Raw genomic sequence first — 25036 nt, forward strand, 5'->3', positions numbered from 1 at the left:
AGCAGGCGCGACCGAGCATTTGAGGAATTGTCTGACGCGGTTAACAGACGCGCCCTTCTATAAGAAGCTTGAAGGTATGATGCCTAACACATACAGTTCTGCGCGTACTCCGACCAAGCTGCAGCTTGATCAGGTATCACTATTCACTTGAGTTGGACGCCATGAACACATTCCCTTCGGAGGCTCCGATGGCCACCATCAAGAAAGTCGATAAGCCGCGCAAAAAAGGTCGTCAGCGAAGACCTGACGTTTCTCGATGTTCGGCAAGCCGCACGCGATGGCCAGAAAATCTTCGACCCCTTTGTGATCAACTGTAATGAGCCCTGACGCTCACAGTCACACTGAATAGAGATCATTTCTTCGCACGCTGCACAGCGATACGTTTGGGCGTGGCATCGATTGCACTGATGATTACTATCGAACCGAGCGCCTGCTCAATTACTACAACTGGTTTCTATAATCGGCTCCAAATTCCCTCCCCCTCGCCTGACTTCAGGCGACGCTCACCCCGGAACTGAACACCATGCCAAATGCCAGCCAGGCCCCTCGCGGCCTTCCCGAACATAATCAACAGAGTGTCAAACAGCAGTGGTTGGCGATTCTTTCGGTCGCCGTGGGCGCGTTCGCCCTGGTGACCAGCGAGTTTCTGCCCGTGGGCGTGCTCAACGACGTCGCCAGCGACCTCGGCATCAGCGCCGGCCACGCGGGCCTGATGGTGACCCTGCCGGGCATCATGGCCGCCCTCGCGGCGCCGCTGCTGTCGGTGATCATTGGCAAGATGGATCGCCGCTACCTGCTGATCGGCCTGACATTGGTCATGATCATCGCCAACCTGGTGGTGTCTTTGGCCAGCGACTTCAGCCTGCTGCTGTTCGGGCGCGTGTTGCTGGGCATCAGCATCGGTGGTTTCTGGGCGACGGCCATCGCCCTCAGCGGCCGCCTGGCCCCCAGGGGAGTGGACGTCGCGAAAGCCACCTCGATCATCATGATGGGCGTGACCCTGGCCACCGTACTGGGCGTGCCGGTCGGTACCTGGTTGAGTGGCCTGATGGGCTGGCGCATGACCTTCCTGGTCACCGCGCTGCTGGGCGTACCGGTACTGCTGGCGCAGGTCTTCCTGTTGCCTCGACTCTACCCGGAGAAGGCCATCCTCGTGCGTGACTTGCCGGCGTTGTTTATCAACCCACGTGCCCGAGTCGGACTGATCGCCGTGTTGCTGATCGGCCTCGCGCACTTTGCCGCCTACACCTACGTCGCGCCGTTCTTCAAGAACAGCGCAGGCTTCGACGGGCCGACGATCGGTTCGCTGTTGCTGATGTTTGGCGTGGCCGGTGTGGCAGGTAACATTTTTGCCGGTTTCGCCGCCAATCGCAGCGTGCGTCACACCCTGCTGCTGGTCGCGCTGATGATCGGCACCAGCACCGCCCTGTTCCCCTACTTCGCCACCGGCATGATCGGCGCCACGATGCTGATCGCGCTGTGGGGCTTCGCCTTCGGCGCCTTCCCGGCGTGCGCCAGCATCTGGATGTTCGTGGTCGCGCCCCAGGACGTGGAACGTGGCATGCCGTTATTCGTTGCGCTGTTCCAGGTGATCATTGCGCTGGGGTCGTTCTTTGGTGGACAGATCGTTGACCACCTGGGCACTTCGGTGCTGTTGAGCCTGGCCACAGCGTTGGTGGGCGTAGGCTTCGTCACCGTGTTGGTGCTGGGTCGTAACATCAGCAATCGCCTGGCGGCGCAGCCAGCCTGACCAGACAACACACTAAAAAGCCTGCCGAGCATTGATCGTTCCCACGCTCCGCGTGGGAATGCATCCCGTGACGCTCCGCGTCACTATTACGCAGGTGCCGGATTTTGCGCTGAAAGCAGGACGCTCCGCGTCCTGGGCGGCATTCCCACGCAGAGCGTGGGAACGATCATGTAAAAAGCCTGCTGAGCATTGAGCTCGGCAGGTTTTTTTTGTTTCAGTGTCCGGTCCTGAATAAGGTGTAAGCCTTATGACCTGTCTTCAGGAGCACTCAACGGATACGGGAAAAGACGTATTCAGCGTGATTACACGCTCGCTTTTAAAGTCGTAAGCGGCTATTTCGGAAAGGCTTGGTAACGAGAATTCCCGCAGTGAAACTTGAGCATCCAGGCCGCTAAGCTAGCCTCAAAAGAGTCGCCGGTTTGGCGACGTACTTGCCAGGGAGCTTATATGCCAACGAGATATCGCGACGCGGTCACAGGAGAATACGTGACAGAAGGTGAGGCAAAAAAAAGGCCGCGGGAGACGGTCAAGGAAACGGATAAAAAGCCGCCAGCCAAACCGAAGGGTAAAAAGTAGGATCAAAGAATGAAAGCGATTGCCGTATGTCCAGACAGACTTGCCAAAGGGACGCACCTCATCCAATGTAATGACCAACGTCATTACAGGAGGACTTTTCCCATGGCATCTATCAACGTTCGTATTGATGACGACCTGAAAGCGCGCGCCTATCTCGAATTGGAGAAGCTCGGCGTCACGCCCTCCGAGCTGATGCGTCAGGCGCTGCAGTACGTCGCCGAGCGTGGTCAGCTGCCATTCAAGCCCGTGCTGATGACGCAAGAGGATGAGGCCTTGATGGCCACGGTACGTGAACGCTTGGCATCTCCCCAGCGAGTGAAGGTCTCGTTAGATGACCTATAGCCTTGATTTTGATGCACGCGCATTGAAGGAATGGCAAAAACTCGGCGACACTCTCCGCCAGCAGCTCAAGAAGAAGCTGGTGGAGATTCTGAACAACCCCCGCAACGAAGCCAATCGCCTGCATGGACTCCCTGACTGCTACAAGATCAAATTACGCAGTAGCGGCTACAGACTGATCTATCAAGTGATCGATCAGGAAATTACCGTCGTCGTGGTGGCCGTGGATAAGCGGGAGCATGATCAGGCCTATCGCAAGGCGAATGAGCGCTTGAGCTAACCGTGGGTTGATAGCCCAAAAGACGCCCCAAACGGAAAAGCCCCGTAGCTTATGCAGCTACGGGGCTTTTTCATGTAATGGCGGAGAGATAGGGATTCGAACCCTAGGTACCGGTGAAGGTACAACGGATTTCGAATCCGTCCCATTCGGCCACTCTGGCATCTCTCCAACGGCGCGCATCATAACAGTGTGTTTCACGGAAGCAAACCCCAAAGGCGATTTTTTTCCGTGCTATCAGATGCTTGCGTCGATTAAAGCGGTACGCCGAGGCGCTTGGCGACTTCTTCATAGGCTTCGATGACGTCACCGAGGCCCTGGCGGAAGCGGTCTTTGTCCATCTTCTTCTTGGTGTCCTTGTCCCACAGGCGGCAGCCGTCCGGGCTGAATTCGTCGCCCAGGACGATGGAGCCATCGTGGAATACGCCGAATTCGAGCTTGAAGTCCACCAGCAGGAGGCCGGCGTCGTCGAACAGCCTGCTCAGCACGTCGTTGACCTTGAGGGACAACTCTTTCATGCGTGCCAGTTGTTCAGCGGTGCCCCAACCAAACGCCACGACGTGGGATTCATTGATGAACGGGTCGCCCTTGGCGTCGTCCTTCAGGAACAGCTCGAAGGTGTAAGGGTTGAGCTTGAGGCCCTCCTCCACGCCCAGGCGCTTGACCAGGCTGCCGGCGGCGTAGTTGCGCACAACGCATTCGACCGGAATCATGTCGAGCTTCTTGACCAAGCATTCGTTATCGCCCAGCAGTTTGTCGAATTGGGTCGGAACACCGGCTTCTTCGAGTTTCTGCATGATGAAGGCGTTGAACTTGTTGTTCACCATGCCCTTGCGATCAAGCTGTTCGATGCGCTTGCCGTCGAACGCCGAGGTATCGTTGCGAAACAGCAGGATCAGGCGGTTGGCGTCGTCGGTCTTGTATACCGACTTGGCTTTGCCGCGGTAGAGTTCTTCACGTTTTTCCATGATGGGCTCCGCTTTGAGTGAGGTGGGCTAGGCGATGTGGCGCCAGTCGAGCCCTGAATCTTGATCGGCCAGTTGCAGCCAGTCCGGGTCGCACCCGAGGGTGTCGACAAAACATTGCCGGGCAAGCGTCGGCAGGTTGTTCTTGCTGCTCAGGTGGGCCAGGACCAGGTGTTGCAGGTCTTGCCAGCCCAACTCATACACCAGGTACGCCGCCTGATGGTTGTTCAAATGTCCCAGTTCGCCGCCCACCCGCTGCTTGAGAAAGTAGGGGTAATGACCGCGAGCCAGCAAATCTCGGCAGTGGTTGGACTCGATTATCAAGGCATCGAGGTCGCGGTAACCGTCCAGCACCTTCGCGCAGTAGGAACCCAGGTCGGTCAGTACGCCGAAGCGTCGCTCACCATCACTGAATACATATTGCGTCGGCTCCTGGGCGTCGTGAGCGACGGCGACGACACTGATGCTCAGGGCACCGATCTGCAGCTGCTCGCCACCGGCCAGGAAACCTGCGGGCTCAATGGGTTTGCGCATCCCGCGCAATGTGCCACGACTCAGGTACACCGGAAGATTGTAGCGTCGAGACAGCAAACCCACGCCATGCACGTGGTCGGCATGTTCGTGGGTCACCAGAATCGCGCTCAGCTGCGCAGGGTGAACCCCCAGGCGCAGCAGGCGCCGCTCGGTTTCTCTTAACGAGAAACCACAATCGACCAATATGTACGTGTCGTCATGGGCGACCAGCGTGCCGTTCCCTTGGCTACCGCTACCGAGAACAGCAAAACGCATCGGATCAGCCCAGGTTGTCCTGAATCACACCCAATACTTTGCGCGCTGTTTCAGCTGGCGCGACAGTGTTGATGTTTTTCTCGACGGTGACTTGCACGCTCTCGCCGACCTTGCTCAAACGAACCTGATAACGCTCGGCGCGGGTCTCGACTTCTTCCTTGGTCGGCTGGCTGCCGAACAACTTGCCGAAGAAACCTGGCTCGTCGTCTTTTTTCTCGGCCTTTTCAGCCACGTTGATGTAGTAAAGACCCAGGCTGCGGTTGATGTCCTCAACGCGCCAAGGGCCTTGCTCCAGTGCGCGACCTACGCTGGCCCAGGCACGGTCCAGGTCTTCACCCAGGTTCAGCACCACGTTGCCGCTGCCATCTTCGGTGAGGCTGACGCGGCTGGGTGTGTCGTAATCACGTGCGGCGAGCAGGGAAACCGAGCCGCCCTTCTCCGAGATGCGGCTCATGCTGGCCAGCATCTCGTCGACCAGCGCGGCGTCGACGCCGGTATTGACCGAGCGCGGCGTGAAATCGACGCTGGCGGTGCTGCCGGCAGGGCGCTCGGCGCTGACCACATAGACTTCACTGGTGTTGCGCTGTACGCCTGGCTCGATGCGCACACGCACACGGGCCTCGCTGTCGGCGGCTACACCGCCAGCCAACAGGCGCTGGGCCATGTTGGCGGACAACTCACGACCTTGCTGCCACGCCGTGGTGAACTCACCCGTCTGCGGGCGCTGCTCGTCGATGCGAAAGCCATTGTCCTGGAAGAACTGCACCGCCACCGGCCAGACTTCGGCAGGTGGGCGCTGAGCCACGATCCAGCGGTTGTCGCCACTCTTTTGCAGGCTGTAGTCGCTCGCCTCGGCCACCGCCGTGATCGGCTGCGGACGTGGCACCACATATTCGCCCTTGGCGGTGTCGTCGGCGACATTGCGCGGAATCGGCAGCAGCGGGTCGAGACGCTTGGCGACGTTCACGTCAGGCGGCAGTTGCATCGGTTTGGTTGCTTGCGCTTCCAGGTAATCGCTGCCACGGTCACGGAAGTAGCCTTCCGGGCCCCATACCCAACCGCAGCCACTGGTGCTGGAGATAATCAAGGCAAGTGCGGAAAGTCCGGCCAATCGCTTCATGCGTAGTGCTTCCTCAATTAAACCAGGACGCCGGACTGGCGCAGGGCCTGTCGCAGCGGTTCGTGAAAGGCTTCGCTGAGACGGGTGAGCGGCAGACGGATACCGTCCGGCATCATGCCCATTTCAGTCAGCGCCCATTTCACGGGAATAGGGTTGGATTCGGTAAACAGTGTCTTGTTGAGCGGCATCAGCTTTTCGTGAATCGCGCGGGCGGTCACGGCATCACCGGCAATGGCGGCGGCGCACAGGTCGCTCATGGCACGCGGGGCGACATTGGCGGTCACGCTGATGTTGCCTTTGCCGCCCAGCAGCATCAGCTCCACGGCGGTGGCGTCGTCACCGGAGTACAACAGGAAGTCGCTGCTGACGCCGGCCAGGATGTCCTTGGCGCGTTGCAGGTCGCCCGTGGCTTCCTTGATGCCGATGATGTTCGGCACGGTGGACAGGCGGATCACGGTCTCGGCCTTCATATCGCACGCGGTACGAGCCGGTACGTTATAGAGGATCTGCGGGATCTGGACGGCTTCGGCGATGGCTTTGAAGTGCTGGTACAAGCCTTCCTGGGTCGGCTTGTTGTAGTACGGCGTCACCAGCAGGCAGGCGTCTGCGCCGGCCTTCTTGGCATTGCGGGTCAATTCGATCGCTTCCCGCGTCGAGTTGGCGCCGGTACCTGCGATCACGGCGATACGGCCCGCAACCCGCTTGACCACGAACTCGATCACCTGGATGTGTTCTTCCACGTCGAGGGTGGCCGACTCACCGGTGGTGCCGACCGCCACGATGGCGTTGGTGCCTTCTTGCAGGTGGAAGTCCACCAGTTTGCCCAGGCTGTCCCAGTCGAGATGACCTTGTGCATCCATGGGTGTGACCAGTGCCACCATACTGCCCGCAATCATGCAACCGCTCCTGCCGGAAAAAGAGAGCCGTAATGGTACTGGCGCCAAGATGCTTGTACAAGCGAAGTACCGTGCGAGGATGCGTTATGGCGCAACTAAACGACGGGCAATGCCATCATTGGGCCAAAGCAGCGCCTGAATCAGGTCGTTCACGCAATGAAAACGCCACCTCCTAGCCCTTGGCGACGCTTTTCGCTACCCTTGATCCTTTGATCGGTACCGCCCTGGCGGTATCGACCGCTCATCGCTTTAGGAAGGCTGCATGTCCACCCCCACAGTTCGCGAACAATTCCTTGTTATCAGTGCCCTCGGCGCCAACCCCATGGAGCTGACCAACGTCCTGTGCCGCGCCAGCCATGAGAACCGCTGCGCCGTGGTGACCTCGCGCCTGACCCGCCATGGCGAGTGCAGCGCTCTGGTGCTGCAGATTTCTGGTAGCTGGGACGCCCTGGCGCGCCTTGAGACCGGCCTGCCGGGCCTGGCCAAGAAGCACGACTTCACCGTCAATGTAGTGCGCAGCGCTGCCCTGGAAAACCGCCCGCAGGCCCTGCCTTATGTGGCGTATGTCAGCTCGGCCTATCGCTCGGACATCGTCAACGAGCTGTGCCAGTTCTTCATTGACCACAACGTCGAACTGGAGAACCTGACCTGCGACACCTATCAGGCGCCGCAAACCGGCGGCACCATGCTCAATGCCACCTTCACTGTGACCTTGCCGGCCGGCGTGCAGATCAGTTGGTTGCGCGACCAGTTCCTGGACTTCGCCGATGCCCTGAACCTTGACGCGCTGATCGAACCATGGCGCCCACAGAACCCAATGTAAGGAAGGACTCATGCCGGTAGCCATCGACACACCTGTAGCCGATTTCCAAGCCCAGTCCACAAGCGGCCAGACCTTCAGCCTCGCAGCCCTCAAGGGCAAGCAAGTGGTGATCTACTTCTACCCCAAGGACAGCACGCCGGGCTGCACCACCGAAGGCCAGGGCTTTCGTGACCAGTACGCAGCGTTCAAGGCCGCCAACACCGAGGTGTTCGGCGTGTCGCGTGACAGCGTGAAGTCTCACGAGAACTTCAAGGCCAAGCAGGCGTTTCCCTTCGAGTTGATCAGCGACAAGGACGAGGCGGTGTGCCAGCTGTTTGATGTAATCAAGCTCAAGAAGCTCTACGGCAAGGAATACCTGGGCGTGGATCGCAGCACCTTTCTGATCGACAGCGAAGGTGTACTGCGTCAGGAATGGCGCGGCGTGAAAGTGCCGGGGCACGTAGACGCGGTGTTGGCGGCGGCGCAGGCGCTGAACGAGGCCTGATTGGCGCTTACAAGGCGATCAGGCCTTGCGCAGCCAGTAACGGTACACACCAGCAGCCTCTTCTTCCTGGACCAGCGTATGCCCCGCCAGCCTGGCAAAGGTGCGAAAGTCCCGCTGGGAACCGGCGTCCGTGGCGGTGACCTTGAGTACGGCACCGCTGGCCAGTCGATTGAGTTCCAGCTTGGCCTTGAGCAAGGGCAACGGGCAATTGAGGCCGCTGGCATCGAGTTCGGCGTCAAAGGCGACAGCGTCGATCATGGTGTTACTCCAGGCAAACATTTGAGCGGCTTAGAATATCTGGTCCGAAGCTCAGTGTCCGGCTACAGTAAGCTCTTTGTCGAAAGGCTTTGTGCATGAATTTTTTGCGCCCTACCCTGCTGACGCTGGCCTGCCTGCTGGCCTCCCCGGCCTTCGCTGATGAGCTGCCGTCACTCGGCGACGCCAGTTCTGCCATTGTCTCGCCGCAACAGGAATACCAACTGGGCCGCGCATGGCTGGCCTATCTGCGCGGCCAGGTCTCGCAGCTCAATGATCCACAGCTCAAGGATTACGTCGAAACCAGCGTGTACAAGCTGGTGGAAACCAGCCAGGTCAACGACCGGCGCCTGGAATTCATCCTGATCAACAGCCCGCAGCTCAACGCCTTCGCCGCACCCGGCGGGATCGTTGGGGTCAATGGCGGCCTGTTCCTCAATGCCCAGACCGAAGGTGAATACGCATCGGTGCTGGCCCACGAATTGGCGCACTTGTCCCAACGCCACTTTGCCCGGGGCGTAGAAGCGCAGTCGCGCATGCAGATCCCGATGATGGCTGCCCTGCTCGGTGGCATCATTGCCGCCGCAGCCGGTGCCGGCGATGCGGGCATTGCCGCGATTGCCGGCTCCCAGGCCGCCGCGATCCAGGAGCAGCGTCGATTCTCTCGCCAGAATGAACAGGAAGCCGACCGTATCGGCATCCTCAACCTGGAGAAAGCCGGCTACGACCCGCGCTCCATGCCCACCATGTTCGAGCGCCTGATGCGCCAGTACCGTTTCGATGCCAAGCCACCGGAATTCCTGCTGACGCACCCGGTCACCGAATCGCGGATTGCCGACACCCGCAACCGCGCGGAACAAGCCAAGCCTGGCGGCAAGGAAGACAGCCTGCGCTATCAGTTGATTCGCGCGCGGGTGCAACTGAAGTATGAAGACACGCCGGGCCTGGCCGCCAAGCGTTTCCAGGCACAGCTGGATGAGAACCCGAAAAACGATGTGGCGCGTTATGGCCTGGCCATCGCCCAGATCAAGGGCACCCAGCTTAAGGAAGCACGGGAAAGCCTGGCGCCGCTGCTGGCCAAGGCGCCCAACGACATTACCTACAACCTGGCGCAGATCGAGCTGGACATCACCAGCAATCGCATGCCGGACGCCCAACAACGCACCGACCGCATGCTGACCCAGTACCCCAGCAACTATCCACTGAACCAGGTACGCGTCGATCTGCTGCTCAAACAAAACCGTACCGCCGATGCGGAAAAAGCCCTGGACGGCTTGCTCAAGTCCCGCCCGGATGATCCGGACGTGTGGTATCAGGTCGCCGAGACGCGCGGTTTGTCGGGCAATATCATTGGCCTGCATCAGGCGCGCGCTGAATACTTCGCCCTGGTGGGCGATTTCCAGCAAGCCATCCAGCAGCTGGACTTTGCCAAGCGTCGCGCCGGCAACAACTTCCCACTGTCCTCGCGAATCGATGCGCGCCAGCGTGAGTTGATCGAACAGGAACGCCTGGTGAAAGGGATGATGAGCTAAACCCATCGCCCACAAAAAAGCCCCGCCATCCTTCAATGGCGGGGCTTGATCGTTCCCACGCTCTGCGTGGGAATGCCAGCCGGGACGCTCCGCGCCCTGGTTTCAGCGCAAGATCCGACACTTGCGCAATGGTGACGCAGAGCGTCACGGGATGCATTCCCACGCGGAGCGAGGGAACAATCAAAGGCGCACAAAAAAGCCCCGCCATCCGTCGATGGCGGGGCTTTTTATTGGGCTGGACGACTACTCGGCCAGCTTGAAGGTGATGAAGCTGGCACGCCCCTGACGCAACACACGCATCGACACCGAACGATTCTTCGGCAACGCCTTGGCGATGTCGGTGAATTCCTTGGTGTTATCGATTGCCTGGTTGTTCAGGTGGGTGATCACATCGCCCGGCTGCAGGCCGATCAAGGCGGCTGGGCCATCCTGGACCTCCTTGATTACCACACCGCTCTTGAGGTCGAAGGCCTTCTTCTGTTCAGGCGTCAGCTCAACCACGGCAATGCCCAGGCGATTGCTGCTGCGCTCGGCACCCGGCTTGGCGTTACCCAGGGCATCCAGGGTCGCACCCTCTTCCGGGATTGCGCCAACAGTGAGCTCGACGTTCTGGCGCTTGCCGTCCCGAATCACTTCCAACTTGGCTTTGCTGCCCGCTTTCAGCGCGCCTACCAGATGCGGCAAGTCGGCCGACATGATGATCGGCTGGCCGTTCATGCTCAGGATAACGTCGCCGACCTGCAGGCCACCTTTGGCAGCCGGGCCGTCATCCTGGATCTGTGCGACCAGCGCACCCGCAGGCTTGTCGAGACCGAACGACTCTGCGAGGTCCTTGTTCACTTCCTGGATCACCACACCCAGCCAACCGCGGCTGACTTTGCCACCGGCCTTCAGCTGATTGGAGACGTCCATGGCCACGTCGATCGGAATCGCGAAAGAAACCCCCATGAACCCACCGGAGCGGGTGTAGATCTGCGAGTTGATCCCTACCACTTCGCCCGCCAGATTGAACAGCGGACCACCGGAGTTGCCCGGGTTGATCGGCACGTCGGTCTGGATGAACGGTACGTAGTTTTCGTTTGGCAGGCTGCGACCGATGGCGCTGACGATGCCCTGGGTGACAGTGTGGTCAAAACCGAATGGCGAACCGATTGCCACGACCCACTGGCCCGCTTTCAGGTCCTGGGACTTGCCCAGTTTAAGCACCGGTAGGTCCTTGCCTTCGATTTTCAGCAAGGCAACGTCCGAACGTGGGTCGGTGCCGACCAGCTTGGCTTTCAACTCACTGCGATCGGCCAGGCGCACGAGGATCTCGTCAGCATCGGCAATTACGTGGTTGTTGGTCAGGATGTAGCCGTCAGGCGAGATGATGAACCCCGAACCCAGGGACTGCGCTTCACGCTGGCCACCGCCACCACCGCGCGGGGCGCGGGGTTGCGGCATGCCTCGCTCGAAGAATTCGCGCAGCATCGGCGGCAGGCCTTCCAGGTCCGGCATCTGCTGGTTCGACACCTTGCGATCCGGCAATTTCTGCGTAGTACTGATGTTCACCACCGCAGGCGAGGCCTGCTCCACCAGCTGGGTGAAGTCAGGCAGTTCGACCGCTTGCGCGGGCACGGCCTGACCCAGCACCAGCAGCGTGGCGACTATGGATAGGTACGACTTCAAACGTGGTATCGACATACAGCTCCCGTTACGACGAGCAGGGTTGAGCGACAGGGTTCAAAAAACACCGAAAACCGCGACCGACATTTTTTGTTCCGCGAACAAACAAGGCCAGGGCCGAGAAGCCCTGACCTATAAAAAACATAAGGATTTTTTGCAAGTGAAAATGCTGATCCAGACATTTCATGCTCTCGGCAGGCACCCTGGCATGGGGGCAGAGTGAAAGATCAGGATGAACACTGGATTAACGACTCACGGTTTGGCTGCGGTCTTTTCACCGCGAACCGACAATGCGACGCGCTCGGCGGTGCCGATCGGGATTTCCCCCACCACCGTCACCATTATCTCGCCGTCCACCGTATTCAAATGCCGGGATACCGCAACCGTAGGCCCAAGCTGAGTACGCGTCTGCGACACGCTCGCACCGTTGGTGGTTTCGAGAAACACCGAAAAACGTGCAAGCCCATCGTCATACATCAGGCTGTCGATGGTGGATTTTGTCTGAGGGTCTGTGCGCGACGCATTCCGCGTCAGCTCAAAGCCAGCTGGCAGCCAATTCAGGTGCCACGCATTCGAGGCAGGCGCTTGCACGGCATTGCTATGGTCAATCGCGACAGGGGTGCATTCGCTGCTGGGCTGCAAATCATGGTCAGTGGGTGGCGCGGAGGTGTTCAATCGCACAAACTGAAAGCGCTCCAGCAGTTGCCCTTGCTCACTGAGCAACAGCGACTTGAGGGGCAATGCAGTTTCACGGTCCAGGTGCAGCTCGAATCCATAGCGGTCATGGTCACGCGGAGTAATCGACACGATAACCGCATTACGACCGGCCACGCGAGATTTGCCGATGACGGCCAGATCATAAAATTGACTGAGTTTTTGTGGGTCCAGCGAATATGACGCGGCGTCACGGGGACTGCCCAGGCCGGCCACAAGTGTGCCGCTGACGCACTGTGCATGCCCCTCTACCCGTACCACTTCCTGGGCAGAACCATCGAGCTGCAACAGACGCTCCCGGACCTGACCGTTCTGGACGAGATGCCAGATGTCGTGGGTAGAAAAACTGCCGTTACGCTCATAGATGAACGTACCTTGAAAGCTTTGCTGTCGCTCTGCACGCCCAAGTCGAGTCAGCCAGTCTTGGGCTTCATCGGCGTGGGCGGGTAGTGCAAACCAACTACTGAGCAAAAGCGTAAGGAGCGGTATGGCGCGCATAGGGCTCCTTAACGGTTCAGCGGTTTTCCAGGCTTGCTGCACGAGCGTATGGCAGGGCACTTTCAGCGTTCTTGCCAGCTGCTTCCTGTGCATGTTGGCGCAGGTAGCCTGGTAGACGCTGATCTTGCCAGCCGGATTGCCCTTGAAGCACACCGTTAGCCATAGGGCCGGCGGTGTCAGAGCTTTCCTTGTAGCCAGCCAGTACAGCCGGGCCTTTGACTTGCGGACCGGCCATGACCGGTTGCTGAGTCTGCTGGGCCAGTTCGACACCTGCGATTTCGTCCTGGTTGTACAGACGAACACCGGCCAGTACGGCGACGGTCACCGAAGCAGCGACTGCCAGACGACCCAGGCTACGCCATGGACCACGAGCAGCTTTTGCCGGAACGGCTTCATCGGCCAACGCGGCAGAAACGGCCGCAGCAATATCCAGACGAGGGATTAGAAGATCCTTGTGCATCACCGCCCGAGCGACTTGGTAACGAGACCAGGTATCACGGGTTTGGGCATCATCAAATGCGTTGAGCACTCGACGAAGTTCCAGTTCATCCGCTTCGTTATCCATCACTGCGGACAGCGATTCCTGCAGGGCATCACGACTCATGGCGGTTCCTCTCTTGGCTGTCGCCGCTGTCTTTAGTTTTCCTGCAACAACGGTTGCAAGGCTTTGTCGATGGCTTCCCGGGCCCGGAAAATCCGTGACCTTACAGTCCCCACCGGACATTGCATGACGCTCGCAATGTCTTCGTAACTCAGACCATCGAATTCACGTAAAGTTAACGCCGTACGCAAATCTTCTGGCAGTTGCTGAATCGTTCGATGAACGGTTCCCTCGATCTCGTCGCGCAGCAAAGCACGCTCCGGCGACTCGAGATCTTTGAGGCCGTGATCACCATCATAGAATTCAGCATCTTCTGAACTGACATCACTGTCTGGTGGGCGGCGACCGCGAGACACCAGATAGTTCTTCGCCGTGTTGATGGCGATGCGGTACAGCCACGTATAAAACGCGCTATCACCGCGAAAATTGCCCAGTGCACGGTATGCCTTGATAAAGGCTTCCTGTGCAACGTCCTGCGCTTCATGGGTGTCGTGCACAAACCGCACGATCAACCCGAGAATTTTGTGCTGATACTTCAGCACCAACAGATCAAATGCGCGCTTATCGCCGCGTTGTACGCGCTCGACCAGCTGCTGATCCTCTTCCTGGGTTAGCATGAACACTCCTCGTTGTACTCGAAGGAGGCTTGCATAACTAAACGATCAGGCTTGCAAACATAGACTCGGGCTTTTCGCAAAAGTTCTCCCCCTTCAAGCAAGTTTCCGGCACGCACTGATTTGGCACACACGAAAAACGCAGCTCAGGCAACGCCGGCTGCGCGAATAATCTTGTCGTCGGTCTTCTGACGCGTCCAATGCTCCCGACGGGCCAATAAACACAACGTCTTCCCAGCTTTCGGGCAACCTGCTATTGAGTCGGGGCCTATGCAAAAAGTTCCCGCTCGCTGACCGGCTGTGAAACCGAAGCTGTGCACCGTAATCTCACAATGCCACGAATGCCTGGCTATTGTGCCGCTCCACCCCTCTATATACTAGTGGCCTGTGTGCCCCTTTGATTCGCCGATCCAGGCGTCCTGCTTGCGCCTCCTCTCCGGATCGCTTTTTGCGGAATCCATTCAATGAGCCAACAGTTTCAACACGATGTCCTGGTGATCGGCAGCGGTGCCACCGGCTTGAGCCTGGCGCTGACCCTCCCCGGCCATCTGCGCATTGCCGTCCTGAGCAAGGGCGACCTGGCCAACGGTTCGACATTCTGGGCGCAAGGCGGTGTTGCTGCCGTGCTGGACGACACCGACACCGTCCAATCCCATGTCGAAGACACCCTCAATGCCGGCGGCGGCCTATGCAATGAAGAAGCGGTGCGCTTCACGGTCGAGCATAGCCGCGAAGCCATTCAATGGTTGATCGACCAGGGGGTGCCCTTCACGCGCGATGAGCATGCAGGCAACGACGACGGTGGATTCGAGTTCCACCTGACCCGTGAAGGCGGCCACAGCCACCGCCGCATCATCCACGCCGCCGACGCCACCGGCGCCGCCATCTTCAAGACGCTGCTCGATCAGGCCCGCCAACGGCCCAATATCGAATTGCTGGAGCAGCGCGTCGCCGTCGACCTGATTACCGAAAAACGCCTGGGCCTTGCCGGCGAGCGCTGCCTAGGCGCCTATGTGCTGAACCGCGCCAGCGGTGAAGTCGACACCTATGGCGCGCGCTTCACCATCCTTGCCTCGGGCGGCGCAGCCAAGGTCTACCTCTATACCAGCAACCCTGACGGGGCCTGCGGCGACGGCATCGCCATGGCCTGGCGCTCGGGCTGCCGAGTGGCGAACCTGGAATTCAACCAGTTCCATCCCACGTGCCTGTATCACCCCCAGGCCAAGAGCTTCCTGATCACCGAGGCTTTGCGCGGCGAAGGTGCGCACTTGAAGCTGCCCAATGGCGAACGCTTCATGCAGCGCTTCGACCCACGCGCCGAACTGGCGCCGCGCGACATCGTCGCCCGCGCCATTGACCATGAAATGAAGCGCCTGGGTATCGACTGCGTCTACCTGGACATCAGCCACAAACCGGAGGCCTTCATCAAGACGCACTTTCCCACCGTCTATGAACGTTGCCTGACCTTCAACATCGACATCACCAAAGGCCCGATCCCGGTGGTGCCTGCCGCGCATTACACCTGCGGCGGCGTGATGGTCGACCAGCATGGCCGTACCGACGTGCCCGGCCTGTACGCCATCGGCGAAACCAGCTTCACCGGCCTGCACGGCGCCAACCGCATGGCCAGCAACTCGCTGCTCGAATGCTTCGTGTACGCGCGCTCGGCAGCGGCGGACATCCTTGAACAACTGCCGCGCATCCCGGTACCCGCCGCCCTGCCCCGCTGGGATGCCAGTCAGGTGACGGATTCGGACGAGGACGTGATCATCGCGCACAACTGGGACGAGCTGCGCCGCTTCATGTGGGACTACGTGGGGATCGTGCGCACCAACAAGCGCCTGCAACGGGCACAGCACCGGGTGCGTTTGCTGCTGGATGAAATCGACGAGTTCTACAGCAACTATAAAGTCAGTCGCGACCTGATCGAACTGCGCAACCTGGCTCAAGTCGCCGAGCTGATGATTCGCTCGGCCATGGAGCGCAAGGAAAGCCGGGGCCTGCATTACACCCTGGACTACCCGCAGATGCTGCCCGAGGCCCGCGACACTATTCTGGTGCCAGCCACCTACGGCGACTGAACTTCAAGCGTACGCGCAGGCGCCGGTGCACATCGGCGCTCTGCGAGTCGCGAGGCACACAAAGGGAGCGCACCCACCGCTCACCCTGCACGCGATAACGCAGCACCACCACCAGCGGCAGCGCCAGGCTGTCGGGCCGCAGTTGCACGCTGTGCCAGCCGCGCTCGGCGCTGAACAATTGCCAGCCCTCTTCATCGCGGCGCAGGCCGCGAATCGACGAGCGATGAGTCAGCAGGATATGTCGCGGCAACACCCACGCGGCGTGGGCCAGGCACACCAGCAGGCCAAGGGAGGCAAAAGGCAGGTCGACCACCAGGCAGGCACCCAGCGCGAGCAGCTGGGCAAGCAGATACGCCGCCAGCAACAGCCGTGAGGCCTGCCAGCGGCATTCAAAACGGTTACTTGGGCTGGACACGGTCCAGGATCATCCGAACCATGCGCTGCAGCTCCGGATCTTCCGATTCGGCGCGCTCCATGAACCAGCCGAACATGTCCTGGTCCTCGCATTCCAGCAATCGGACGTAAAGGTCGCGATCCACCTGGTTGAGCGTTGCGTAGACTTCTTTGGTGAAAGGCACCAGCAACACGTCCAATTCCAGCATGCCACGACGGCTGTGCCAGTAGAGGCGATTGATTTCTACATCTTCGACCATGGAGCGCTCCTCAAATAGAGCGCAAGTATACAGGCCCGACGGCACCGGACCAGTCGGCTTTGGTCGCGCCCCATGGAAACTATGCATTTGCCGGGCGCCCCTCTATGATGCACCCATGACTTTTTAACCTGCGATGACCCATGGCCGACTCTGCTTTCTTCTGCTCCCTGACCCACGAAGGCGTTCTTGCCGTCCGCGGTGCTGACGCTGCCAAGTTCCTGCAGGGCCAGTTGACCTGCAACCTCAATTACCTGAGTGACACCCAGGCCAGCCTGGGCGCGCGCTGCACGCAAAAAGGCCGGATGCAGTCCAGTTTCCGCATCCTGTTACAAGGTGACGGCGTGCTCCTGGCCATGGCCAGCGAACTGCTCGAACCGCAACTGGCGGACCTGAAGAAATACGCGGTGTTCTCCAAATCCAAACTCACCGATGAAAGCGCCGCGTGGGTGCGTTTTGGCCTGGCGCATGCCGATCAGGCCCTATCCGCCCTTGGTTTGGCGTTACCGGTGGAGACCGACAGCGTGGTGCGCACCGAGACGCTGATCGCCATCCGTGTATCGCCGGGCCGCGCTGAACTCTGGGCACCCGCCGAACACGCCGAGAGCCTGCTCAGCCAATTGGCGGCCACCCTGCCGCAAGCCGAGCTGAACGAGTGGTTGCTGGGCCAGATTCGCGCCGGCATCGGCCAGGTGATGCCGCAGACCCGCGAACTGTTCATCCCGCAGATGCTCAATCTGCAAGCCGTGGGCGGGGTCAGCTTCAAGAAAGGCTGCTATACCGGCCAGGAAATCGTCGCGCGCATGCAGTACCTCGGCAAACTCAAGCGCCGCCTGTACCGCCTGAGCCTGGTTGCGGCCCAAGTGCCCGAGCCAGGCACCGCACTGTTTGCTCCCAGCCATAACAGTTCGATCGGCGAAGTGGTCATCGCGGCAAAAGCTGACCAGTCAATTGAACTTCTCGCCGTGCTGCAAGCCGAAGCTGCCGACAATGGCGACATCCGTTTAGGCAGCCTGGAAGGCCCTGGCCTGCAGTTGCTCGACCTGCCCTACGCGCTGGATCGCGATCGCGAGATCCAGCGTTGATCGCTGCACCTTTTTTTGCGACACCCTAGAGAGCATGAATGAACCAGCTGGCGGAAAAAGTCCAACAGGCTTTGGTGAAGGCCATCGACAACGATGACCTGGTTCTGCCGACATTACCGGAGGTGGCCATGAAGATTCGTCAGGCCGCCGAAGACCCGGAGATCAGCATCAGCCACTTGAGCAAGGTGATCGGTCGTGATACGGCCCTGTCGGCGCGCCTGATCAAAGTGGTCAACAGCCCGTTGCTGAGGGCGACTCAGGAAGTCACCGACCTGCACACCGCCATCACGCGGCTTGGCACCAATTACAGCAGCAACCTGGCCATCGGCCTGGTCATGGAACAGATCTTCCACGCCCGCTCCGAGGTGGTGGAACAGAAAATGCGCGATGTGTGGCGCCGCAGCCTTGAAGTAGCCGGCGTCAGCTATGCCTTGTGTCGCCGGCACAGCCAGCTCAAGCCGGACCAGGCGGCCCTGGGTGGCCTGGTGCACCAGATTGGCGTGCTGCCGATCCTCACCTACGCCGAAGACCATTACGAGTTGCTGTCCGATCCGGTCAGCCTAAACCACGTGATCGACAGCATCCATCCGATACTGGGCGACAAGTTGCTCAGTGGATGGGACTTCCCGGAAATGCTGGCAAAACTGCCGGGCCAGTACCTGAACCTGGAACGCGACAGCGGCCCGCTCGATTACATCGACCTGGTGCAGGTCGCCGTGCTGTTCTGTCACCACAACACTGAACATCCATTGGCGAAAGTCGACATGACGAGTGTGCCGGCGATGAAAAAACTGCGGCTCGATCCCTCCAGCGAAAAACTGCACCTTGAGCTGCATGAAGCACGTTCGATGTTCTATTGATCGCCGGCAACAAAGCTCACTCGCACTTTCAAGCCCGCCGATGCGCCATCATGCAGGCTGATCTGCGCCAGATGCGCACGGCAGATCTCGCCGACAATCGCCAGCCCCAGGCCGGACCCCATACCCTGCTGACTGCGTCGATAAAATCGCTCGAACACCCGGTCCCGCTCCTCCAGCGGGATACCCGGGCCATCGTCCTCGACTTCCAGCACCGCCGGCGCCGTCACCCGTAAAATCACGTTGCCACCCGGTGGAGTGTGAGCCAATGCGTTGTCCACCAGGTTGCTCAGCAACTCGTTGAGCAGCGTCGGTTCGCCACGCAGCCACACCGGTTCGTCCGCCTCCAGCGCCAGGGCAACGCCGCGCGCATGGGCCAGCGGTGCCATGGCCATGCCCAGCTCCCGCGCCAGTTGACTGAGGTCGAGCAACTGCGCTCCGCCTTCGGCAATGGCCCGGGCACCGTTTTCGATGCGGGCCAGGGACAACAACTGATTAGCCAGGTGAGTGAGACGGTCGGTGCCCTGGGCGGCGGTTTCCAGGGTGCTGCGCCACGTGGCCGGTTCTTCGGCGCGCAGGCCGAGTTCCAGGCGGGCCTTGAGCGCGGCCAGCGGCGTGCGCAACTCGTGGGCGGCGTCGGCAATAAACTGCGCCTGGCGTTCGAACTGGCCGCGCAGGCGTTCGGTGAAATGATTGAGGGAGCGCACCAGCGGGCCGAACTCATCCTGCACCTCCACCAGCGGCAAGGGCCGCAGGTCGTCGGGCTGGCGCTCTTCCACCGCCGTGCGCAGGCGCTCCAACGGGCGCAAGGCCGCGCTGACGGCAAACCACACCAGCAGCAACGCACCAATGGCTAGCATGCCCAGGCGCAACAAAGTGTCGGCCATCAGGCTGCGCGCCATGGCGACACGGGCTTCGTCGGTCTCCGCCACACGCACCTCCGCCATGCCGTTCATGTTCGGCTCGGAGACAGCCTTGAGCAGGCTCACCACGCGCACCGGCTGGCCCTGATACACAGCGTCGTAGAACCGCGCCAGGGCCGGATAATCGTCGGTGCGCGGGGTGCCGGGTGGCGGCCCGGGCAGGTTTTCATAACCGGAAATCAGCTGCTGGTGGATGTCGTTGACCTGGTAATAAATACGCCCGGCACTGTCGTAGGCGAAGGTATCCAGGGCTACATAAGGCACATTGGCGCTGAGCGTGCCGTCCACCTGGGTCAAGCCGGCGGCAATGGTGCGCGCCGAGGCCAGCAGCGTGCGGTCGTAGGCGGTGTCGGCGGCTTCGCGACCGTTCCAGTAGGCGCTCATGCCGCTGGCGAGCATCAGCAGCACCAGCAACAGCGCCAGGTTCCACAGCAGGCGCCAGCGCAGGCTGCGGGGCTTATGCATCGCGGGCTTCCAGCAGGTAGCCGAGACCACGGAAGGTGACAATGGCGATGGGCTGGCCATCGAGCTTCTTGCGCAGGCGGTGCACGTAGATTTCGATGGCGTCGGGGCTGGCTTCTTCGTCGAGACCGAACACCTGGGAGGCCAGTTGCTCCTTGCTCATCACCCGACCAGGCCGGGCAATGAGCGCCTCAAGCACGGCTTGCTCACGAGAGGTCAGGGTCATCAGTTCGCCACCAACCGTGAAGCGCCGCGTATCGAGGTCGTAAACCAGCACGCCGCACGCTTGCTGGCGCTCGCCGCCCAACACGCTGCGCCGCAGCAGCGCCTTGACCCGCGCTTCGAGTTCCGTCAGCTCAAACGGTTTGGCCAGGTAATCGTCGGCGCCCAGGTTCAAGCCATGCACGCGGTCCTTTACATCGCTGCGGGCCGTCAGCATCAACACCGGCACATTTTTTCCACGGGCGCGCAAGCGTGCCAGCACTTCGAAACCGTCCATGCGCGGCAGCCCTACATCGAGGATCACCGCGGCGTATTCCTCACTGCTCAGGGCCAGGTCCGCGGCCACGCCATCGTGCAGTACGTCGACGGTCAACCCCGTGCTCTTGAGCGCCTGGGCGACACTTTCGGCCAGTTGCAAATGGTCTTCAACCAGGAGGACGCGCATGGATTTTTACCTTATTCGGGGTGGTCGGCGCCACGCTTTGCGAGGCAGTTTACAGGCGCCGACTGCCCTGTGAAGCCCGAAAACAGTGAAAGGCAGTTGAAAGGATACTGAAAGCTTCGCCGGTTAGCATCGGGCGACGGCAGGTTACGCCTGCCAAGCTATTGAGCGATAGCACCCGAAAAACGCCTCGAAGCGTTTTCGCCAAATAAGAACAATAAATGGAGACACACATGACGTTCCCCCTACGTAAGCTCGCCCTCGCCGCCGGCTGCATGCTGTTTGCCGGCCACCTGCTGGCCGCCGATGAACCCAAGCGCCCTGAATGCATCGCCCCGGCCTCCCCTGGCGGTGGTTTCGACCTGACCTGCAAACTGGCGCAAAGCGCGCTGGTCAACCAGAAGCTCTTGAGCAAGCCAATGCGTGTGACCTACATGCCAGGCGGCGTGGGCGCCGTGGCCTATAACGCGGTGGTTGCTCAGCGCCCTGCGGATGGCGGCACCCTGGTGGCCTGGTCCAGCGGTTCGCTGCTGAACCTGGCCCAGGGCAAGTTCGGTCGCTTCGATGAAAGCGCCGTGCGCTGGCTCGCCGCAGTGGGTACCAGCTACGGTGCTATCGCGGTGAAAAGTGATTCGCCCTACAAGTCTCTCGACGATCTCGTAAAAGCCTTGAAGAAAGATCCAGGCAGCGTGGTGATCGGTTCGGGCGGCACGGTCGGCAGCCAGGACTGGATGCAAACCGCACTGATCGCCAAGGCGGCCGGGATCAACCCGCGCGAGCTGCGTTACGTCGCACTCGAAGGCGGCGGCGAAATCGCCACCGCGTTGCTCGGTGGCCACATCCAGGTGGGCAGTACCGATATCTCCGACTCCATGCCGCACATCCTCAGCGGTGACATGCGCCTGTTGGCGGTGTTCTCCGAGCAGCGTCTGGACGAGCCGGAAATGAAAGACATCCCGACCGCCAAGGAGCAAGGCTACGACATCGTCTGGCCTGTGGTGCGCGGTTTCTACCTCGGGCCAAAAGTCAGCGATGCCGACTACGCCTGGTGGAAAGAGGCGTTCGACAAACTGCTGGCCTCCGACGAGTTCGCCAAGCTGCGTGACCAGCGCGAGCTGTTCCCCTTCGCCATGACCGGCCCGGAGCTGGACACCTACGTGAAGAAACAGGTGGCTGACTACAAAGTGCTGGCCAAAGAGTTCGGCCTGATCCAGTAAACGCCCCCTCTTTTGTGTAATGCCCCTGTAGGAGCGAGCTTGCTCGCGAAGAACCCAAGGACATCCACGTGCGTCCAGACAGCACGCGTTATCGTTGACGTTTTTCGCGAGCAAGCTCGCTCCTGCAAGAGGGGCCTTGGAGTTTTCTATGCTCTTACAACGCATTTTCGCCGCCGTGCTGTTGCTGGCCTGCGCCGGCCTCGCCCTGATGGCCTGGCCGTATCAGGCGGCGTTTTCCTACGAGCCGGTCGGACCGCGCACCTACCCGCTGCTGATGCTCGGGCTGATGAGCCTGGCACTGATCTACATGCTGTTTCGCCCGCAGCCCACCAAACACACCGAAGAAGACCCGGCGCTGGACCGCGACACCCTGATCAAGATAGGCATCTGCGTGGTGCTGTTGCTGGTGTTCGCCGCCACCTTCGAATCCCTGGGTTTCATCCTCAGCAGCATGTTGATCGGCATCCCGATGGCGCGCCTGTATGGCGGCCGCTGGATGCCCAGCGTGGTGATCGTTGGCCTCATGGCTATCGGCCTGTACCTGCTGTTCGATAAAGCCATGGATGTGCCGCTGCCCCTCGGCCTGCTCGACGTTCTGGAGAACTGATATGGATACTTTTGGCTATTTGGGCCAGGGTTTCGGCGTCGCGCTGAGCCCGTACAACCTGATCACCGCGTTGTGCGGCACGCTGATCGGCACAGTGGTCGGTCTGTTGCCGGGCCTGGGCCCGATCAACGGCGTAGCGCTGTTGATCCCCATCGCATTCGCCCTGGGCCTGCCACCCGAGTCGGCATTGATCCTGCTCGCAGCGGTGTACCTGGGCTGCGAATACGGCGGTCGCATCAGCTCGATCCTGCTCAATATTCCGGGCGAAGCCTCCACCGTAATGACCACCCTCGACGGCTACCCGATGGCCCGTAAAGGGCTGGCCGGCGTGGCGCTGTCGTTGTCGGCCTGGAGTTCGTTCATCGGAGCCTTTATCGCCACCTGCGGCATGGTGCTCTTCGCACCGCTGCTGGCCAAATGGGCGATTGCCTTTGGTCCGGCGGAATATTTCGTACTGATGGTGTTCGCGATTGTCTGCCTGGGCGGCATGGCCGGTGACAAGCCGCTGAAGACCTTTGTGGCGGCGCTGATCGGCCTGTTCCTCTCGGCGGTGGGCATCGATGCCAACAGCGGTGTGTACCGCTTTACCGGCGACAACATCCACCTCACCGACGGCATTCAGTTTGTGGTGCTGGTGCTGGGCCTGTTCTCCATCAGCGAGATCCTGTTGCTGCTGGAAAAAACCCACCGTGGCCAGGAAGCGGTCAAGGCCACCGGGCGCATGATGTTCAACCTCAAGGAAGCCGGTGCGGTGTTCGTGGTTAACATCCGCTGCGGCTTGCTCGGTTTCATCATGGGCGTGTTGCCGGGTGCCGGTGCAACCCTGGCGTCCGCCGTGGCCTACATGACCGAAAAACGCCTGGCCGGTGCCAGCGGCAAATTCGGCCAAGGCGACATGCGTGGCCTGGCCGCTCCGGAAACCGCGATCGGCGCCTCCGCCTGCGGCGCACTGGTGCCGATGCTGACCCTGGGCGTTCCCGGCTCGGGCACCACCGCCGTGATGATTGGCGCCCTGTCGCTGTACAACATCACCCCCGGTCCGCTGCTGTTCCAACAGCAACCGGACATTGTCTGGGGCCTGATCGCGTCGTTGTTTATCGCCAACATCATGCTGGTGATCCTCAACATCCCGATGATCCGCATCTTCACCCGAATCCTCGCCGTGCCGAACTGGGCGCTGGTACCGGTGATCGCCATCATTACCGCGATCGGTGTGTACGCGGTTCACGCCACCACGTTCGACCTGTTCCTGATGGTCGGGATCGGCATCTTCGGCTACATCCTGCGCAAGCTGGACTTCCCGCTGTCGCCGGTATTGCTCGGCTTTATCCTTGGCGGGCTGATGGAACAGAACCTGCGCCGGGCGCTGTCGATCTCCAACGGTGCACTGGAAATCCTCTGGTCGAGCCCGATCACCTTTGGCGTGTGGGTACTGACCGCACTGATGCTGATGTTCCCGCTTGTGCGCATCTACCGCAAACGCGCCCTGCAGCGTCGTGCCGTGGCCGATGTCTGAGGTCACCTTCAAACATTGGTGGGGCACACCGCTGGTCGGCCTGGCCGGCGGTTACCTGGCCAGCCTCGTCGGCTGGCCTTTGCCCTACATGGTCGGCTCGTTGCTGGCGATCATCCTGGTGCGTTGCCTGACGCCGTGGCAGTTGGCGGAAATCCCCGGCGGGCGCAAATGCGGCCAATGGGTGGTGGGCATCGGCATCGGCCTGCACTTCACACCGGTGGTGATCGAGCAAGTGATGAGCCACTTCGGGCTGATCTTTTTCGGCGCGCTGGTCACCAGCCTGTCGAGTGTGGTCAGTGTGTGGCTGATGCGCCGCAGTGGCGAAGATCGCGCTACCGCGTTTTTTTCCAGCATGCCAGGCGGGTCCGGCGAGATGGTCAACCTCGGCGCACGCAACGGTGCCGTGTTGAGCCGTGTCGCGGCGGGGCAAAGCCTGCGGGTATTAGTGGTGGTGCTGTGTGTGCCGGCGATCTTCAAATACTTGCTGGGTGGGGGCGCGCCGCAGTTTCATCCGGCGCCGGTCAATTGGCTATGGCTGGCGTTGCTGTTTCCGATAGGTGCGCTGGCGGCCTGGGGCTGGCAGCGTTTGCGACAACCGAACCCCTGGCTGTTCGGCCCGTTGCTGGTCAGCGCGACGGCCAGTGTGATGTGGGATCTGCATATCGGCCTGCCCGATGGCGGCAGTCAGATCGGCCAATGGTTGATCGGCAGCGGTTTGGGCTGTCACTTCAACCGCCAGTTCTTCCGACGTGCGCCGGCGTTCATGGCGCGCACCTTGATAGGCACCGCCTTGACCATGGCACTGGCAACATTGGCGGCGATGGGCTTGAGCGCCCTGACCCATCTCGACCTGCGCTCCCTGACCCTGGGCATGATGCCCGGCGGCATTGCCGAGATGAGCCTTACGGCTGAAACCTTGCAATTGTCGGTGCCATTGGTGACAGCGATGCAAGTGATGCGTTTGTTGTTTGTGCTGTTCCTGGCGGAGCCGTTGTTCCGGTACTGGAATCGTCAGCCTTGAATAAGCAGCTTGTCGTGCTTGCCAGGCTTTGTGACCGTTCATCTGGACTGTCATT

26 protein-coding genes and 1 tRNA gene are annotated in these 25036 nt (G+C 60.6%); 13 read left to right on the forward strand and 14 right to left on the reverse strand.

Translation table 11 applies throughout. From position 1 onward, the window contains the following. Nucleotides 1–523: 523 nt before the first annotated feature. From J1G34_RS22235 to J1G34_RS22245, 3 genes are all read left to right on the forward strand, one after another. Nucleotides 524–1750 carry an MFS transporter gene (locus tag J1G34_RS22235; RefSeq protein ID WP_065893490.1) on the forward strand — a complete coding sequence of 409 codons (1227 nt, stop codon included), beginning with the start codon at nucleotides 524–526 and terminating at the stop codon, nucleotides 1748–1750. A gap of 678 nt (nucleotides 1751–2428) precedes the next feature. Continuing rightward, nucleotides 2429–2668, forward strand: a complete 240-nt coding sequence (locus J1G34_RS22240; protein WP_065886281.1) for a type II toxin-antitoxin system RelB/DinJ family antitoxin — start codon at nucleotides 2429–2431, stop codon at nucleotides 2666–2668. Next, nucleotides 2658–2945: a type II toxin-antitoxin system RelE family toxin gene (locus tag J1G34_RS22245; RefSeq protein ID WP_065893489.1), complete on the forward strand. Its 288-nt coding sequence runs from the start codon at nucleotides 2658–2660 to the stop codon at nucleotides 2943–2945. The genes J1G34_RS22240 and J1G34_RS22245 overlap by 11 nt, the downstream gene beginning before the upstream one ends. A gap of 78 nt (nucleotides 2946–3023) precedes the next feature. Here J1G34_RS22245 and J1G34_RS22250 read toward each other — a convergent pair. The 5 genes from J1G34_RS22250 to dapA form a co-directional block, all read right to left on the reverse strand. Then, nucleotides 3024–3113: transfer RNA gene (locus tag J1G34_RS22250), tRNA-Ser, on the reverse strand. Between the two features lie 83 nt (nucleotides 3114–3196). Continuing rightward, complete coding sequence (gene purC, locus J1G34_RS22255; RefSeq protein WP_065937370.1) at nucleotides 3197–3910, reverse strand: phosphoribosylaminoimidazolesuccinocarboxamide synthase; 714 nt, start codon at nucleotides 3908–3910, stop codon at nucleotides 3197–3199. 27 nt (nucleotides 3911–3937) lie between these two features. After that, complete coding sequence (locus tag J1G34_RS22260; RefSeq protein ID WP_065897731.1) at nucleotides 3938–4696, reverse strand: MBL fold metallo-hydrolase; 759 nt, start codon at nucleotides 4694–4696, stop codon at nucleotides 3938–3940. 4 nt (nucleotides 4697–4700) lie between these two features. After that, complete coding sequence (bamC, locus tag J1G34_RS22265; protein ID WP_122461897.1) at nucleotides 4701–5816, reverse strand: outer membrane protein assembly factor BamC; 1116 nt, start codon at nucleotides 5814–5816, stop codon at nucleotides 4701–4703. A 17-nt stretch (nucleotides 5817–5833) separates the two neighbouring features. Further along, complete coding sequence (gene dapA / locus J1G34_RS22270) at nucleotides 5834–6712, reverse strand: 4-hydroxy-tetrahydrodipicolinate synthase (RefSeq protein WP_065886239.1); 879 nt, start codon at nucleotides 6710–6712, stop codon at nucleotides 5834–5836. A gap of 262 nt (nucleotides 6713–6974) precedes the next feature. Here dapA and J1G34_RS22275 point away from each other — a divergent pair, with 262 nt between their 5' ends. Next, a complete protein-coding gene (locus tag J1G34_RS22275; RefSeq protein WP_003189463.1) occupies nucleotides 6975–7535 on the forward strand; it encodes a glycine cleavage system transcriptional repressor in 561 nt (186 codons plus the stop codon). Between the two features lie 10 nt (nucleotides 7536–7545). Continuing rightward, entirely contained in the window at nucleotides 7546–8019 is a 474-nt protein-coding gene (locus tag J1G34_RS22280) for a peroxiredoxin (protein ID WP_065893474.1), read from the forward strand. Nucleotides 8020–8037: 18 nt separating this feature from the next. On the opposite strand, the gene J1G34_RS22285 is transcribed toward J1G34_RS22280, so the two are convergent. After that, on the reverse strand, nucleotides 8038–8277 hold the full coding sequence (locus J1G34_RS22285; protein WP_065886237.1) for a sulfurtransferase TusA family protein: 240 nt from the start codon (nucleotides 8275–8277) through the stop codon (nucleotides 8038–8040). A gap of 95 nt (nucleotides 8278–8372) precedes the next feature. Here J1G34_RS22285 and J1G34_RS22290 point away from each other — a divergent pair, with 95 nt between their 5' ends. Next, nucleotides 8373–9806 (forward strand): M48 family metalloprotease, encoded by a 1434-nt coding sequence (locus tag J1G34_RS22290; RefSeq protein ID WP_065886236.1) that lies wholly within the window; start codon nucleotides 8373–8375, stop codon nucleotides 9804–9806. 243 nt (nucleotides 9807–10049) lie between these two features. Here the strand turns inward: J1G34_RS22290 and J1G34_RS22295 are convergent, their stop codons facing one another. From J1G34_RS22295 to rpoE, 4 genes are all read right to left on the reverse strand, one after another. After that, on the reverse strand, nucleotides 10050–11489 hold the full coding sequence (locus J1G34_RS22295; RefSeq protein WP_065886235.1) for a DegQ family serine endoprotease: 1440 nt from the start codon (nucleotides 11487–11489) through the stop codon (nucleotides 10050–10052). Nucleotides 11490–11723: 234 nt separating this feature from the next. Continuing rightward, a complete protein-coding gene (locus J1G34_RS22300) occupies nucleotides 11724–12683 on the reverse strand; it encodes a MucB/RseB C-terminal domain-containing protein (RefSeq protein ID WP_222994644.1) in 960 nt (319 codons plus the stop codon). A gap of 16 nt (nucleotides 12684–12699) precedes the next feature. Then, nucleotides 12700–13287, reverse strand: coding sequence for a sigma-E factor negative regulatory protein (locus tag J1G34_RS22305; protein WP_122461892.1), 588 nt, complete (start codon nucleotides 13285–13287; stop codon nucleotides 12700–12702). 32 nt (nucleotides 13288–13319) lie between these two features. Continuing rightward, nucleotides 13320–13901 carry an RNA polymerase sigma factor RpoE gene (rpoE, locus tag J1G34_RS22310; protein ID WP_003172477.1) on the reverse strand — a complete coding sequence of 194 codons (582 nt, stop codon included), beginning with the start codon at nucleotides 13899–13901 and terminating at the stop codon, nucleotides 13320–13322. 461 nt (nucleotides 13902–14362) lie between these two features. Here rpoE and nadB point away from each other — a divergent pair, with 461 nt between their 5' ends. Continuing rightward, nucleotides 14363–15979, forward strand: coding sequence for an L-aspartate oxidase (gene nadB, locus J1G34_RS22315; protein ID WP_222994645.1), 1617 nt, complete (start codon nucleotides 14363–14365; stop codon nucleotides 15977–15979). On the opposite strand, the gene J1G34_RS22320 is transcribed toward nadB, so the two are convergent. Beyond that, nucleotides 15948–16394, reverse strand: coding sequence for a protein YgfX (locus J1G34_RS22320; protein WP_065893470.1), 447 nt, complete (start codon nucleotides 16392–16394; stop codon nucleotides 15948–15950). The two genes, nadB and J1G34_RS22320, sit on opposite strands and share 32 nt — an antisense overlap. Further along, nucleotides 16378–16632 carry an FAD assembly factor SdhE gene (locus J1G34_RS22325; protein WP_003189444.1) on the reverse strand — a complete coding sequence of 85 codons (255 nt, stop codon included), beginning with the start codon at nucleotides 16630–16632 and terminating at the stop codon, nucleotides 16378–16380. The genes J1G34_RS22320 and J1G34_RS22325 overlap by 17 nt, the downstream gene beginning before the upstream one ends. Nucleotides 16633–16772: 140 nt before the next feature. Between J1G34_RS22325 and ygfZ the strand changes: the two genes are divergently transcribed. Together ygfZ and J1G34_RS22335 are read left to right on the forward strand one after the other, a co-directional pair. Then, nucleotides 16773–17714 carry a CAF17-like 4Fe-4S cluster assembly/insertion protein YgfZ gene (gene ygfZ, locus J1G34_RS22330; RefSeq protein ID WP_122461890.1) on the forward strand — a complete coding sequence of 314 codons (942 nt, stop codon included), beginning with the start codon at nucleotides 16773–16775 and terminating at the stop codon, nucleotides 17712–17714. Between the two features lie 38 nt (nucleotides 17715–17752). Further along, nucleotides 17753–18574: an HDOD domain-containing protein gene (locus tag J1G34_RS22335; protein ID WP_222994646.1), complete on the forward strand. Its 822-nt coding sequence runs from the start codon at nucleotides 17753–17755 to the stop codon at nucleotides 18572–18574. Here J1G34_RS22335 and J1G34_RS22340 read toward each other — a convergent pair. Then, nucleotides 18568–19959 (reverse strand): sensor histidine kinase, encoded by a 1392-nt coding sequence (locus J1G34_RS22340; protein WP_222994647.1) that lies wholly within the window; start codon nucleotides 19957–19959, stop codon nucleotides 18568–18570. The two genes, J1G34_RS22335 and J1G34_RS22340, sit on opposite strands and share 7 nt — an antisense overlap. Beyond that, the gene (locus J1G34_RS22345) at nucleotides 19952–20623 is read right to left on the reverse strand and encodes a response regulator (protein WP_057723066.1); all 672 of its coding nucleotides are present in this window, start codon (nucleotides 20621–20623) and stop codon (nucleotides 19952–19954) included. The genes J1G34_RS22340 and J1G34_RS22345 overlap by 8 nt, the downstream gene beginning before the upstream one ends. A 230-nt stretch (nucleotides 20624–20853) precedes the next feature. Here J1G34_RS22345 and J1G34_RS22350 point away from each other — a divergent pair, with 230 nt between their 5' ends. From J1G34_RS22350 to J1G34_RS22365, 4 genes are all read left to right on the forward strand, one after another. After that, on the forward strand, nucleotides 20854–21837 hold the full coding sequence (locus J1G34_RS22350; RefSeq protein WP_065893466.1) for a Bug family tripartite tricarboxylate transporter substrate binding protein: 984 nt from the start codon (nucleotides 20854–20856) through the stop codon (nucleotides 21835–21837). Between the two features lie 148 nt (nucleotides 21838–21985). After that, the gene (locus J1G34_RS22355; RefSeq protein WP_222994648.1) at nucleotides 21986–22444 is read left to right on the forward strand and encodes a tripartite tricarboxylate transporter TctB family protein; all 459 of its coding nucleotides are present in this window, start codon (nucleotides 21986–21988) and stop codon (nucleotides 22442–22444) included. 1 nt (nucleotide 22445) lies between these two features. After that, the gene (locus J1G34_RS22360) at nucleotides 22446–23960 is read left to right on the forward strand and encodes a tripartite tricarboxylate transporter permease (RefSeq protein WP_065886225.1); all 1515 of its coding nucleotides are present in this window, start codon (nucleotides 22446–22448) and stop codon (nucleotides 23958–23960) included. After that, nucleotides 23953–24981, forward strand: a complete 1029-nt coding sequence (locus J1G34_RS22365) for an AbrB family transcriptional regulator (protein WP_065893613.1) — start codon at nucleotides 23953–23955, stop codon at nucleotides 24979–24981. Before J1G34_RS22360 ends, J1G34_RS22365 begins: the two co-directional genes overlap by 8 nt. Nucleotides 24982–25036 lie beyond the last annotated feature (55 nt).

It is taken from the genome of Pseudomonas sp. Wu6, assembly GCF_019891515.1.
GTDB lineage: Bacteria > Pseudomonadota > Gammaproteobacteria > Pseudomonadales > Pseudomonadaceae > Aquipseudomonas > Aquipseudomonas orientalis_A.